12 protein-coding genes are annotated in these 13,964 nt (G+C 58.1%); 7 read left to right on the top strand and 5 right to left on the bottom strand.

From position 1 onward, the window contains the following. Positions 1-3: 3 nt before the first annotated feature. Positions 4-915 carry a dimethylarginine dimethylaminohydrolase family protein gene (locus tag AAFH99_RS02465; RefSeq protein WP_406828563.1) on the bottom strand — a complete coding sequence of 304 codons (912 nt, stop codon included), beginning with the start codon at positions 913-915 and terminating at the stop codon, positions 4-6. A gap of 198 nt (positions 916-1,113) precedes the next feature. Continuing rightward, positions 1,114-2,373, bottom strand: coding sequence for a Zn-dependent hydrolase (locus AAFH99_RS02460; protein WP_406828562.1), 1,260 nt, complete (start codon positions 2,371-2,373; stop codon positions 1,114-1,116). 309 nt (positions 2,374-2,682) lie between these two features. Here AAFH99_RS02460 and AAFH99_RS02455 point away from each other — a divergent pair, with 309 nt between their 5' ends. Continuing rightward, the gene (locus AAFH99_RS02455; protein ID WP_197023842.1) at positions 2,683-4,095 is read left to right on the top strand and encodes a TonB family protein; all 1,413 of its coding nucleotides are present in this window, start codon (positions 2,683-2,685) and stop codon (positions 4,093-4,095) included. A gap of 46 nt (positions 4,096-4,141) precedes the next feature. On the opposite strand, the gene AAFH99_RS02450 is transcribed toward AAFH99_RS02455, so the two are convergent. Further along, on the bottom strand, positions 4,142-4,702 hold the full coding sequence (locus AAFH99_RS02450; RefSeq protein WP_231491915.1) for a gamma carbonic anhydrase family protein: 561 nt from the start codon (positions 4,700-4,702) through the stop codon (positions 4,142-4,144). A 102-nt stretch (positions 4,703-4,804) separates the two neighbouring features. Here AAFH99_RS02450 and AAFH99_RS02445 point away from each other — a divergent pair, with 102 nt between their 5' ends. The 3 genes from AAFH99_RS02445 to AAFH99_RS02435 are packed head-to-tail and all read left to right on the top strand — an operon-like array spanning position 4,805 to position 8,013. Next, positions 4,805-6,877 carry a M3 family metallopeptidase gene (locus AAFH99_RS02445; RefSeq protein WP_406828561.1) on the top strand — a complete coding sequence of 691 codons (2,073 nt, stop codon included), beginning with the start codon at positions 4,805-4,807 and terminating at the stop codon, positions 6,875-6,877. Positions 6,878-6,914: 37 nt separating this feature from the next. Continuing rightward, on the top strand, positions 6,915-7,175 hold the full coding sequence (locus tag AAFH99_RS02440; protein WP_406828560.1) for a YheV family putative zinc ribbon protein: 261 nt from the start codon (positions 6,915-6,917) through the stop codon (positions 7,173-7,175). Between the two features lie 31 nt (positions 7,176-7,206). After that, positions 7,207-8,013, top strand: coding sequence for a hypothetical protein (locus AAFH99_RS02435; RefSeq protein ID WP_406828559.1), 807 nt, complete (start codon positions 7,207-7,209; stop codon positions 8,011-8,013). 47 nt (positions 8,014-8,060) lie between these two features. On the opposite strand, the gene AAFH99_RS02430 is transcribed toward AAFH99_RS02435, so the two are convergent. Both AAFH99_RS02430 and AAFH99_RS02425 read right to left on the bottom strand, forming a co-directional pair. Then, a complete protein-coding gene (locus AAFH99_RS02430; protein WP_051687250.1) occupies positions 8,061-8,720 on the bottom strand; it encodes a hypothetical protein in 660 nt (219 codons plus the stop codon). 138 nt (positions 8,721-8,858) lie between these two features. After that, positions 8,859-10,172, bottom strand: coding sequence for an MATE family efflux transporter (locus AAFH99_RS02425; protein WP_406828558.1), 1,314 nt, complete (start codon positions 10,170-10,172; stop codon positions 8,859-8,861). A gap of 462 nt (positions 10,173-10,634) precedes the next feature. Between AAFH99_RS02425 and coxB the strand changes: the two genes are divergently transcribed. Genes coxB through AAFH99_RS02410 form a run of 3 tightly spaced genes read left to right on the top strand, consistent with a single transcriptional unit; the run spans position 10,635 to position 13,964 of the window. Continuing rightward, positions 10,635-11,795, top strand: coding sequence for a cytochrome c oxidase subunit II (gene coxB, locus AAFH99_RS02420; RefSeq protein WP_043319829.1), 1,161 nt, complete (start codon positions 10,635-10,637; stop codon positions 11,793-11,795). Between the two features lie 24 nt (positions 11,796-11,819). Next, positions 11,820-13,370 carry a cytochrome c oxidase subunit I gene (gene ctaD / locus AAFH99_RS02415; RefSeq protein WP_043319828.1) on the top strand — a complete coding sequence of 517 codons (1,551 nt, stop codon included), beginning with the start codon at positions 11,820-11,822 and terminating at the stop codon, positions 13,368-13,370. 21 nt (positions 13,371-13,391) lie between these two features. After that, positions 13,392-13,964, top strand: coding sequence for a cytochrome c oxidase assembly protein (locus AAFH99_RS02410; protein WP_043319827.1), 573 nt, complete (start codon positions 13,392-13,394; stop codon positions 13,962-13,964).

Here is a 13,964-nt window from a genome sequence, read left to right as displayed (position 1 = left end):
GCCTTAACCCGGTTTGCGCGCGAGCGGCTGGCACATGCAGTGCACGCCGCCACCACCGGCGGTGATCATGGAGATATCCGGGTCGATCACCTCTAAACCGTGGGCGCGGCACTTTTCTTTCAGTTCGATGTTGTCGGATGGCAGCATCACACGGTCGTTGCCCAGCGCCACCACGTTGACGCCGAGCTCCATCACCTGTGGGTAGGAGATGTCGATAATTTCGAAGTTGCGGGATTTGAACCACTGCACCAGTTCCGGCTCCACCGCATCCACGCACACCGCCACGAGTTTTTCCGCGAGCGCCGCTACCAGCACATCGATATGCAGGAAGTAGGGGTCGAATTCGTAGCCTTTTACTTCCCAGCCTTCCTTTTCGATCCAGCTTTTCATCTGGTTGAAGCCCTGCGGTGAGGTGCGCTCGCCGCTATAGCCGCACAGGATGACGCCGGGTTCGAGCACCATAAAGTCGCCGCCTTCCAGGCTGCCGGCGGTGATGATGTCGTAAATCGGAATATCCAGCTTCTGGTAGGTTTTGACTACGTCGACCCATTCGCCGCGGCGCCAGGGGGAGTACATCTGGGTGACGATGGGCCCCCAGGGTGTCATGACGCTGCTGTCGCGGGCGTAGAGCTGGTAGGGGAGGTTGCTGTCGGCGGGCAGCAGGTGGGTGGTGACGCCGGCCTGTTTGTAGGCGTCGAGCATTTCCCGATGCTGTTGTTTGGCAACGGCGGCGTCGAACTGGCGGCCGAGGCGCACGGAGCGGCGGCTGGCGGCGTTGCCCATTTGCCAGGTGTAGTTGTCGATGGGGCCGACGAGGAGGTCGGTGAGCACGCCGTATTCGGAGTCGATACCCCAGTTTTTCAGCGGCGCAGTGTTGCCGTTTTCATTGCGGTGTTTGTAAGTAAATTCGGTCATCTTCTTTCTCGAATCTTTTTCAGAGGAGCCCTGTTTGGGGTCCGGTGGCGCGTCTGCTGCCGGTAACCCTTCACGAGACACGGACTAGGCGTCCCCCCTCAACCCATCCATGGGGGCTCTTCCGCGAGGTCCCTCTCGCGGAAGGTCTCGTGAAGGGTTACCGGCATCAGCCGCTTCGCATTTGAATTGGTCGCGTCGTCAGCCGCTTTTGTTTGCCATCTTTAGCATCGCGTGCAGCAGCACATTCGCGCCGGCTTCCAGATCTTTCGGTTCCGCATTTTCCGCTTCGTTATGACTCAAGCCTTTTTCACAGGGCACGAAGATCATGCTTGTGGGCACTACGCGGGAGATGTACACGGAGTCGTGGCCGGCGCCGGAGACCATTTCCTTGTTGCTGTAGCCGAGATCGGCGACGGCGCTGCGTACGGCTTCGACGCATTTTGTATCGAAGGCGACGGCGGGGGAGCGCCATTCTTCGCGGATTTCGTGTTCGAGGCCGGTTTCCCCGGCGACGCTGGCGGCGATTTCGCGGAAGCGCTGGTCAATGGCGTCGAGGGTTTTCTGGTCCGGGTGGCGCAGGTCTACGGCGAGGACAAGTTTTTCCGGGACGGTGTTACGGCTGCCGGGTTCGACGCGGATGTCACCGAAGGTGGCTCTTGCCCAGGGGGCGTGTTCTTCGGCGAGTTTGTAGAGCTGGTCGAGGATGCGGTGCAGGCCCATAAACGGGTCGCGGCGGCCTTCCATGGGGCTGGGGCCGGCGTGGCAGGGTTGGCCGATGAGGGTGAGGTCGTACCAGTTCATGCCCTGAACGCCGCTCAATACGCCGATGGTTTTTTCTTCGGCCTCGAGAATGGGGCCCTGTTCGATGTGGACTTCAAACGCGGCGGCGAGCGGGCGCGGTTTGGCGGGGGCCTGGCCTTTGTAGCCGATGCGTTCCAGTTCTGCGCCGAAGGTTTTGCCTTCCTTGTCCTGGCGGGCGTAGGCATAGTCGAGGTCGAATTCGCCGGCCCAGACGCCGGAGCCGATCATGGCGGGGGAAAAGCGCGCGCCTTCTTCGTTGGTCCACACGGCGACTTCCATCGGGGCTTCGGTTTCCACGCCAGCGTCGTTGAGAGCGCGGATGACTTCGAGGCCGGACAGTACGCCGTAAACACCATCGAACTTGCCGCCGGTGGGTTGGGTGTCGAGGTGGGAGCCGGTGAGGACCGGTGGCAGATCCGGCCCGTTTTTACAACCAGTACCGGGACGCTGGGCGAAGATATTGCCCATTTCATCGACGGTGACACTGCAGCCGGCATCTTCGCACCACTTCACAAACAGGTCACGGCCCTGCTTGTCGAGGTCGGTAAGGGCCTGGCGGTTGCAGCCGCCTTTCTGTGTGGCGCCGATCTCCGCCATCTCCATCAGGGAGTCCCACAGGCGCTGGCCGTTGATACGCAGTTGGCGGTAGTCGTTCATCGAGTCTTCCAGGTGAAATGCCGCTGTAGAGTGCCCCCGTAGGGTTACACCAGTTTTAGTACAAATACACAGCGATATTCTGCCCGGCGAGCAGAGGCATGATTATTGAAGTCCACATGCTGGCAGCGAGATCCTGCGGAATTCAGTGGGGGAAAGTGCAGTAACTGCAGGTCCTTTATCCGGGCCCGGGCACTGGTGCGTTGGAATTACATGAGGTGTGATGGTGTGGCCTCGGGTCGGGTAGCCAACCGCTGTACGTCATACATATGGCACGACAGAAAATTTTGTATGACGGTGGGGGGCACAGTAATGCAGCGGGTTTTCATTGGGGTGGTGTTGTTTTTAGCCGGGGCTTTATCGCCGGTGTATGCCAGTTTCGATAAGGCGATGGAGGACTATACCGCTGGTCACTACAAAGAGGCGTATCGTAATTTCCACGCGCTCGCGGCCATCGGCAATTACAGCTCCATATTCAATATTGGGGTGATGTACTTTCGCGGGGAATACGTAGAGAAGAATCCGGCGGAGGCCTGGGCATGGATGCAACTAGCGGCCTCGCACACGGAATCGGATAGTATGTCTGCTACGGCAGAAAAAGTTTTTGCGGCACTTCCTGAAGAATCCCGAACGATAGCACAGGCGCGTCTCCAGGCACTGACCGAGGAGTATGCTGTAGAGAAGATTCAGGCGGATTTAAGCCCGGTGTTGCTCCCAGATGCGGAGTGCGATGTAGATCGCACTCCGGTGTTCAAGAAAAAACCTCGCTACCCTCGTTGGGAGTTGAATCGAGGTCGTTTTGGGCGGGTGGTACTGGAGTATTCGGTCATGCCGGCAGGTCATGTACGCGATATCGAAGTCGTGCAGTCGACAGGCGCCGAATTTTCCCGGGCTGCCGCCATTTCCGGCCTGTCGTACCGCTATGAACCACTGGCGGTGACCGAGCCGACGCAGGGTGTGAGCACCGCGGTTTCTTTCTCGATCCACGCGCGCCCCGGCGATGTTAACTCCGGCGAACTGGCTGCGGAGTTGAATGATTGGAAAGCGAAGGCGGAGACTGGAGATCCTATTGCCCAGTACGTCTACGCGCAACGGATTGGTGTGCTGCGTTCATTTCAGAAATATATGCGGGATGTAGATCTCGAATACCAGACCGCCAACCGCTGGTACCTGGAGGCTGCACGCCAGGGCGTCCCTCAGGCCCAGTTCCAGATAGGACGCAATATGGTTGTGGGACGGGGGTGTGAGGCGGATAGAAAGAATGGCCTGAGGTGGATCAGTGCCGCAGCGGTTGCGGGTATCCCGGAAGCGCAAAAATTTCTTGCCAGCCACGCAGGAGAAATGCCTGAGGCTGAACGCCGGGCCCATGCGCTCCGATGGTTGAAGAACGCCGCGGCGAATGGGCACTATTTTTCCGGCGTACTACTAGCCTGGGAGCTGGTGACCGGTGCGGTGGATGCCGGCCCTGGGGAGTTGCAGCTGGCGCAAGATATGATGGATGCCGAGCCGGAGAACTATTTCGATGAGGTCCGTATCCTCGAAACCAAAGCGGCGGTAGCCGCCGCGAACGGGGAATTTAAAAAGGCGCTGCAGTTGCAGCAACAGGCGCTGGATAGCGCAAAAGACCTGGAGTGGGATCTGCGTGACCTGAGGCATCGCCTTGAGGCGTATACCGGTGGTGATCGGTGGCGCGGTCCCTACTACTACGATATTGCGCTGGAATAACGATAAGCACAGGTGAATGCACTGAAAATCCCGGCGCATGCCGGATTCAGTGTTCCTTCGCCAGGTATTCATCCTTGAGTTTTACGTAGTTACCGGCGGTATAGGTAAAGAAAGACTTTTCTTTCTTGGTCAGCGGCCGTGCCTGTTTCGCCGGTGACCCTACATAGAGGTAACCGCTTTCCAATCGTTTCCCCGGCGGCACCAGCGCGCCGGCGGCAAGTACCACTTCGTCCTCGATCACCGCGCCGTCCAGTACGATGGCGCCAATGCCGATCAGCACGCGGCTACCCACGGTACAGCCATGCAGGCAGGCTTTGTGGCCGATGGTGACGTCTTCGCCGATGGTCAGCGGCCAGCCGCCCTCGTTGAAGTCGCTGGCGTGGGTGATATGCAGTACCGAGCCGTCCTGCACGCTGGTGCGGGCGCCGATGCGCACCCGGTGCATATCACCGCGGATCACGGTCATCGGCCACACGGAGCAGTCGTCGCCCAGCTCAACATCGCCGATCACCGTGCACTGGGGGTCGATAAATACCCGCTCCCCAAGCCTGGGGCTGTGGCCGCGGTGTTCGCGCAGGGTGTACTCGGTTGAATCGGACTTGGACAAGGCTGACCTCCACTGGCGCAATCCACTAGAATAATCCGCATATATTAACCCGTCTCCGTGCGCCCCGCGCTGTTGCGCAGCGCCCATCGACAAGGAATCCCGATGTCTGACATTTCCTCCGCCAATCCGCTGTTGACCGATCCGGTGCTGCCTCCCTTCGATCGCATCAAGCCGGAACATGCCGAGCCCGCCATTGCTGAGTTGATTGCCAAATGCCGCGAACAGCTGCAATCCTGTCTGAATAACGCCGGTGGCGAACCGAGCTGGGATGAAACCATGGCACCCCTGGAGGAAGCACAGGACTCCCTCAGCAAGGCATTCTCGCCGGTGTCACACCTGAACAGCGTATTGAGCGGCGACTGGCGCGCGCCCTACGAGGCGTGCCTGGCTCGGGTGACGGAATACTGGACGGAGCTGGGCCAGAACCCGGAGCTGTATGCGGTGTACCGCGCTCTGGCCAAATCTGCAGACTTTGCCAGTTGGCCCCAGGCGCGTAAGCAGGCAGTGCGCCATGGCCTGCGGGATATGCATCTGGGTGGTGTGGCACTGGAAGGCGAGAAGCGCGAGCGCTATGCCACCACCAGCAAACGCCTGGCGGAGTTGAAGAGCAAGTTCGCCAACAATGTGCTGGATGCCACCAACGCCTGGAGCCTGATGGTGACCGACGAGGCCGAGCTGGCGGGGATTCCCGAATCCGCTCTGGCCGCGGCGAAAGCGGCGGCGGAATCCAAGGGGGAGCAGGGCTGGCGGCTGACTCTGGATGGCCCCTGCTTCCTTGCGGTGATGACCCACGGGGAGAATCGCCAGCTGCGCCACAACATGCACTACGCGTTTATTACCCGCGCCTCGGATGTGGGCCCCAATGCGGGGGAGTTCGACAACGCCAATGTGATGGCTGAAATCCTCTCCCTGCGCGCGGAGCAGGCCCACTTGCTGGGGATGAAAAACTATGCGGAGCGCTCTCTGGCGAGCAAGATGGCGGGTTCTCCAGAGGAAGTGGAAACTTTCCTGTGGGATCTGGCCAAGCGCGCCAAGCCTGCGGCGGTCAAAGAGTTTGCCGAGCTGCAGGCCTTTGCGGCGGATCAGCTGGGTCTCGACAAGCTGCAGCCCTGGGATGTGGCCTTTGCGGCGGAGAAACTCAAGCAGTCCCGCTACGCGGTGAGCCAGGAGGATCTGCGCCCCTATTTCCCCTATCCCAAGGTGCTGTCCGGCCTGTTTGCGGTGGCGGAAAAGCTGTTCGGCGTGGTCGCGGAGCGTGATGATAGCGTGCCGAGCTACCACGAAGATGTGCATTTTTACTGGCTGAAGCGCGGTGGAGAACCCATTGCCGGCTTCTACCTCGACCCCTATGCCCGCGAGAAAAAGCGCGGCGGCGCCTGGATGGACGACGCGCGGGTGCGCCGCCAGACCTTGGCGGGTCTGCAGCTGCCGATAGCCTATCTGGTATGCAACTTTTCATCTCCGACCGCCGCAGGCGCTTCATCACCTGACAAAGACAAGCCGGCCCTGCTGACCCACTACGAGGTCACCACCCTGTTCCACGAATTTGGTCACGGTCTGCACCATATGCTCACCCAGGTGGATGTGGCGGCGGTATCCGGGATCAACGGGGTGGCCTGGGATGCGGTAGAGTTGCCCAGCCAGTTCCTGGAAAACTGGTGCTGGGAGCCGGAAGCGCTGGCGATGATTTCCGGGCATTATGAGACAGGGGAACCCCTGCCGCAGGCATTATTGGATAAAATGCTCGCCGCGAAGAACTTCCAGTCCGCCATGTTCACCGTACGGCAGCTGGAATTTGCCCTGTTCGACTTCCTGCTGCACTCGCGGCCTGAGGGCGCCAATGCCGATGAGATTCAGCGTCTGATCAATGATGTGCGCGCTCGGGTGTCGGTGGTGCCGGTGTCGCCGGACAACCGTTTCCAGAACAGCTTCAGCCATATATTTGCCGGCGGTTACGCGGCGGGCTACTACAGCTACAAATGGGCGGAAGTGCTGAGTGCGGATGCGTTTTCACTGTTTGAGGAAACCGGTATTTTCGATCCGGCCACTGGCAATCGATTCCTCACTACGGTGCTGGAACAGGGTGGCAGCCGCGATGCGCAGGATCTGTTCGCAGAGTTTCGCGGCCGCGCCCCCAAAATAGACGCGCTGTTGCGCCACTCGGGCATCGAGTGACGCTTGTTAAGCGACGTGGTTTGAACGAGGTAATTTTTTGAGCGACGAATTTGAAAAGCCGGTAAAGCGTCGGTTTATTGCCGGCGCGGTATGCCCACGCTGTAGTGAGATGGATAAAATCGTCAACTACAAGCTGGGCGATAAGAATTATCGTGAGTGTGTGGCCTGTGGGTTCAAAGATGAAATCCGCCTGCATGCATCACCGCGGGAACTGGATACCCGCGTAAACCAGACTGCCGACAGGGAAGTGGAAGAAACCGCAGTAAAAATTTTGCTGCCGCCGAACGATAAAAAATAATCCACCGAACCATTTCTCAGAAGCCAGGCTCTTGAAAAAAATATACCCACTGATCGCCCTGGTGATCGTTCTCGCCATCGCCGGTCTCTACGGTCTCGATCACTATCGCAAGGTGCGCGAACAACAGCAGGCAACGACGGCACATCTGATTACCCGCTGTGTCAATCAGGGTCTGCTTTCGCTGTTCGTGTTGCAGGCCAATGACTGGAATAAAGAGCCCAAGCTACTCGTGACCGAAACCCAACGCCTGCGCGAGCGGGTGGCGGCATTGCCAGATGCGGTGTACGAAGGAAAACCCTATGCGGACTGGCAGGGCGCGTTGGAGGTATGTGACCGCCTGACGGTAAACAGTAATCGCCAGCACAAAACCATATTTCGTGCGCTGGCGGAAATGGCCAAGAAAGAAATCTGGGACCTCGACACCGCGAAAAGTGAGCCTTTTCAGGAGCGGCGCAAAAAAGCGATCTACCGCTCCAAGGTGGCCGCAGAAGCGGCAGACCGCTATCTCGATGATCTGCAGTCCGATATAAAACGCCTGTTGGACGTCAGTCGGGTTTCCCCGGAAGCGCGCGCGTTGACCGATCAGCAGCTACAGGAACATATTTTCCAGAAGTATCGCAAGGGCCGTTTCAGCAAGCGTCGTGTGCTTCAGTATCTGGAGCGTCAGGAAGCCTTCTATCAATTGCTTACGGACAACCCCAAAGGATTTACTCTGCGCGGGGGCAGCCTGTATTTCTACAACACAAAGCTGCACCGTAAGGCGGACGACCTGAACCGTTCCCTCCTCCACGGAGAGGCGGACTTTTTTGCAAACTGGCGGCAGATCGTAGAACAGTAGTGCTCAGTGGTTGTGAGTGCAAACAGGCCGCGTAGCCCGGAATAATATCAGTGGGAGAGGTCAATTTGCCGGTTGAGGGTGGGCGCCCGTAATTCAATTTGCATATGGTTGGCAAAGTCTGGCCACTCGCCGGGCACGTCTTCAAAGCGCTGTTTGTACAGAATCATCGAAACCAGTCGCGCGGGGTCCAGCTCCGCTGGCTCAAAGCGCTGCAGCAGCACTTCGGCAAGATCGTCCAGCTGGCAGGCAAGGGCTTCACCCAGTAGCTCACGCACCACCAGGTTGGCCACCATCGGATCCATTGGCAGCAATGGCGTGCCGCATACCGGCTGCAGAGTGTCGTTAATCTCTTCCATGATGCGGTGGGTCAGGTAGGCCTCGTCGAGTATCGAGCCGAGGCCGTGCTCCTGTGGCTGTCGTTCGGGTATTTCCCCGAAGCTATGCAGTATCAGATCGCGTACCGGACGGAAATCCAGGCCGCCGGCGTCACATAGTTGCTCCAGGCGCGCCAGCCAGGAAGGAATAACCTGGATATAGCGGATGACAAAACAGGTGATGTGCAGCGGGGCGTCCCGCTGTGGCAGGTGGATACTGCGATGCAGGTTCGGCAAGGTATCGTGCAGAGAACGCCGGAAGCGACTGCGGGCCTGTTCTGCGGCCACGGCGCGCTCGATACACAGTTGGATCAGGTGGTAATGGTCGGACATACGTCAAAACGAAAACGGCGAAACCGCGTCCTCGTTTCTTTGTTCGCCATCCCCCGGTTTGTGCCCGTCGGCGGGCTCAAAAAAGTGTGCGGACAAGACTGCTTAACGATGGATGAGGAATCGGTACCGTAGCTCCAGTTACAGCCAAACTTTGTTTTTAGTGTAGTTGTAAAAATAGACCATCAATCCGGAAGATCGTGCGCCAAACCACAAAAATAAGCTGAACCAGATGCCAGTGTTGCCCAAGTGTCGAGTAATCCACCATGTTGGTATGAACACCATCACAGAAGCAATAAACATGGTATTGCGCATCTGCCGACTTTTTCCGGCGCCGATGAATACGCCGTCCAGTTGATAGCTCCACACAGCCACCAGTGGCAGCGCACAAAGCCAGGGATAGTATTTCGCGGTTGTCGCCAGTACGGCGGGGATGTCGGTAAACAACGGCAATATCCACGACTTTCCGGCCACAAGGGTGGTGGTAATTGCAACTGCGGTCGCTACGGCGCAGACCGCCGCGGCGCGATTGATACGCTGGAACTGCCCCATGGAGCCGCGACTTACCGCGCGCCCGATCAGTGATTCAGTGGCGTGGGCAAACCCGTCCAGCGCGTATGAGGTCATCATCAGTAGTTGCAGCAGAATGGCGTTGGCTGCCAGTACCGTGTCACCCTGGGCTGCACCCTGGGCGGTGAAAAAGGTGAGAGTGAACAGAAGCAGACAGGTGCGCACAAACAGGTCGCTGTTGATACGTAGCAACTCCAGCCAGGGGCTCACTTTCTGCCACGGCCAGAAGCCGGGGCGACGCAGCGTGTTCGCCATTTCGTCGCGCGCCTGCCGGTGGCGCAACCCCAGAAGCCACCAACCCATGACAAAGCTGCACAGATCTGCGCATACCGATGCCCAGGCAGCGCCGCGGGCGCCCAGTCCGAGCCCCCAGATCAATAACAGATCCAGGGCGATATTCAGCAGGTTCGCCGTCACCAGAATCGCCAGCGGCGCGCGGCTGTCCTGACGCCCGATAAAAAATCCCAGCAGGGCAAAGTTCGCCAGTGCCAGCGGCGCGCTCAACAGGCGGATTTGCAAATAGTCCCGGGCGTGCGGGCTCGCCTCCGTACTGGCATTCATCCATTGGGTTATCAGCGGCAGCAGTGGTGACGCCAGCAACAGCAGCAGCGCGCCCAGCGCAACAGCCAACGCGAGGGCGCGCAGCAACCAGGATGCGCCGCTGTCACTGGCGCGTGCCACCAGTCCCGTGGTGCCCATACGCAAAAAGCCAAACGCCCAAAGAAGCATGGAGATCACGCTGGCGCCAATGGCGACACCGGAAAGATATTCCGGACTGGAGAGGTGCCCGAGCACGGCGGTATCTACCGCGCCCAATAGTGGCACAGTGATGTTGCTCAGAATCATCGGCCAGGCGAGGTGCCAGACCCTCTGATAGGGGGCCATCGTACGGCGCGAAAAGGTACTGGAATGTACCGATGAATTTTTCATGTAAGTTGGCGGTTTAATTGACTTTCTTCTGGTGATGTGTTTCTTTTGAAAGTGCTAGATGCGACAAAAAGACACAGGTTGTTGGTTGTACCTTCCGGGCGACGACATCTGAAGTAAAAATAACAAGTTGCACTGACAGCAGTATCGCGCAGTCGAGGTCTTCGCCCGGTGTGCGAACAGTGTATGTAGTCTTGGTTTACTACAGCTTGTCCACATATCCATGTGGGCGTGTTACCGATTTTGCGATCGGGGCAGTCTCCAGTCCTCGGAACAGCCAGCCGCTGTTTACGGGTTTTGCTATTTTGTGGTTTGCGATGCCGCGACCGCGCACGGTTATATTTCCGTGTTGCATGGCCGTAGCGATCAAGCCGCAGGAAGCGGGCTCGCGAGAATAACAAACATGGAGATCTGCAGGCGATGTTGATGGGCTTCAAACGGCTGTTCGCCTTATTGACCATCTCGGCATGTGCACCCGCTGCGTTCGCGCAGGAGGCTTCGCAAGAAGCCGCGGAGGAAGTGCAACGCTGGGGGGTCAATATGACCCAGGGGGTAACCGAGGTTTCCCGTACCACTTACGACCTACACATGTTGATCTTCTGGATCTGCGTGGCGATCGGCGTTGTGGTGTTCGGGGTGATGTTCTACAGCATGTGGCGTCACCGCAAGAGCAAGGGTTACAAGGCCGCGCAGTTTCACGAGAGTCTCGGCGTGGAACTGGCCTGGACCATCGTGCCCACCCTGATTCTTATCGGCATGGCGATTCCCGCCACCAAAACCCTCTACGATATCTACGACACCAAGGAAGCCGATCTCGACATCATGATCACCGGTTACCAGTGGAAGTGGAAATACGACTACCTGGGTTCCGATGTCTCCTTCTTCTCCAATCTCTCCACCCCACAGTCGCAGATTCAAAACCAGCAACCAAAGACGGTGAACTACCTGTTAGAGGTAGACGAGCCGCTGGTGGTGCCGGTGAATAAAAAAATCCGTTTCCTGATTACCGCCAACGACGTGATCCACGCCTGGTGGGTACCGGATCTGGCGGTGAAGAAAGATGCGATCCCGGGATTCGTGAATGAATCCTGGACCCGCATCGATGAGCCCGGTATTTACCGCGGCCAGTGCGCGGAACTGTGCGGCAAGGACCACGGTTTTATGCCAATTGTGGTCAAGGCGGTGCCGGAAGATGAATACCACTCCTGGCTCAGTGATCGCGCTGCCGCAGCTGCGCGCATCAAAGAGCTGACCAACAAAACCTTCACTTTCGACGAGCTCTATGCCCGTGGTGAAAAAATTTACAACAGCGCCTGTGTTGCCTGTCACCAGGCCAATGGTCAGGGCATCCCCGGGACCTTCCCGGCCATTGCCGGTTCCAAGGTTGCCACCGGGCCCATGGACGGTCACATGAGCATGGTGGTCAATGGTTCTCCAACCAACCCGGCGATGCAGGCCTTCGGCGCGCAATTGAGTGAAGTGGACCTGGCTGCGGTCATCACCTATCAGCGCAGTGCCTTCGGCAACAATATGGGCGACACCGTGCAGCCCATCGACATTCTCAATTTCAAGAATAAGTAAGCAGGAGCCGAAAGGAGTTTAGTTATGGCACACGGTCCGAAACCCGGTTTTACCCGCTGGCTCTACACCACTAACCACAAAGACATCGGCTCGATGTATCTGTGGTTCAGTTTTGCGATGTTCCTGCTAGGCGGATGTATGGCGCTGGTTATCCGCGCCGAACTGTTCCAGCCCGGCCTGCAGATTGTGCAGCCGGATTTCTTTAACCAGATGACCACCATGCACGGGCTGATCATGGTGTTCGGTGCGGTTATGCCCGCGTTTGTGGGGCTTGCCAACTGGATGGTGCCGATGATGATCGGCGCTCCGGATATGGCGCTGCCGCGGATGAACAACTGGAGCTTCTGGATTCTGCCCTTCGCCTTCGCGATGCTGGCATCCACGCTGTTTATGGAAGGCGGTGCGCCCAACTTTGGTTGGACCTTCTACGCTCCGCTTTCCACCGAATACGCACCGCCCAGTGTGACCTTCTTTATCTTCGCCATTCACATCATGGGTGCGTCTTCGATCATGGGTGCGATCAATATCGTCGCCACCATTCTGAACATGCGCGCACCGGGCATGACCCTGATGAAAATGCCGCTGTTCGTGTGGACCTGGCTGATTACCGCTTACCTGCTGATCGCGGTCATGCCGGTGCTCGCCGGTGTAGTGACCATGATGCTGATGGATATCCACTTCGGCACCAGCTTCTTTAGCGCCGCCGGTGGTGGTGACCCGGTACTGTTCCAGCACGTGTTCTGGTTCTTCGGTCATCCAGAGGTGTACATCATGATCCTGCCGGCGTTCGGTATCGTGTCGGCGATCATTCCTACCTTCGCGCGCAAGCCGCTGTTTGGTTACAGCTCCATGGTGTACGCCACCGCGTCCATCGCCTTCCTGAGTTTTATTGTGTGGGCGCACCACATGTTTACCGTGGGTATGCCGATTGCCGGTGAGCTGTTCTTTATGTACGCCACCATGCTGATCGCAGTGCCCACCGGGGTGAAGGTGTTCAACTGGGTGACCACCATGTTCCGGGGCTCGATGACGTTTGAGACCCCGATGCTGTTCTCCATCGCCTTCGTGATCCTGTTTACCCTGGGTGGCTTCTCTGGCCTGATGCTCGCCATAGCGCCGGCGGACTTCCAGTATCACGACACCTACTTTGTGGTGGCGCATTTCCACTACGTGCTGGTACCCGGCGCCATCTTCTCGATTACGGCCGGCGTCTATTACTGGCTGCCCAAGTGGACCGGGAATATGTACAACGAAACCATGGGTAAGGTGCATTTCTGGATGGCGTTTGTCGGCCTGAACGTGACCTTCTTCCCGATGCACTTTGTTGGCCTCGCCGGTATGCCTCGCCGTATCCCGGATTACGCGTTGCAGTTTGCCGACTTCAACCAGATCGCCAGTGTCGGTGCTTTCCTGTTCGGCGCCGCGCAGATCGTGTTCCTTTTCAATGTGATTCGCACCGTAAAAGGTGGCAAGAAAGCGACCGATGAGGTCTGGGAAAATCCGGAAGGGCTGGAATGGAGTGTGCCGTCACCGGCGCCGTACCACACCTTCAGCACGCCACCGGTTGTGCGTTAATTTCCTGAAAGAGTTGACGTTATGTCGCTGAGCGCAAACGCAAAAACCACAGCCAAGCTGCTAACCCTGGCGGTCGGCATGCTCGGCTTTGCGTTGTTCATCATGCCGCCGCTGTACGACGCCTTCTGTGAGATTACCGGCCTGAACGGCAAAACCGGTGGTCGCTACGAAGCGGTGCCGGCAGCGGTGGATACAGAGCGCACGGTGAAAGTCCAGTTTGTTGCCAGCCATAACGAAAACATGCCGTGGGAATTCAAACCCGATACGGTGGAAATCCGTGTGCACCCAGGGGAGGCGGTCGATACCGTCTTCCACGCGCGCAACCCCACCGACCGCGACATGATCGGTCAGGCGATTCCCAGTCTGGTGCCGTTCAAGGCCGCCAGCTATTTTCATAAAACCGAATGCTTCTGCTTTAACCAGCAGGCGCTCGCCGCCGGCGAATCCGCCGAACTGGGTCTGCGTTTTATCGTCGATCCGGATCTGCCCGCCGGGGTAAACACTATTACGCTTTCCTACACGCTGTTTGATGTCACGGAAAGAATTGCCAAACAAGCGAACAACAAAAATACCGACTCCGAGCGAGAGGGATAA

Source organism: Microbulbifer sp. ARAS458-1, from assembly GCF_045348205.1.
Classification (GTDB): domain Bacteria; phylum Pseudomonadota; class Gammaproteobacteria; order Pseudomonadales; family Cellvibrionaceae; genus Microbulbifer.
This window is presented reverse-complemented; position numbering and strand designations above follow the sequence as displayed.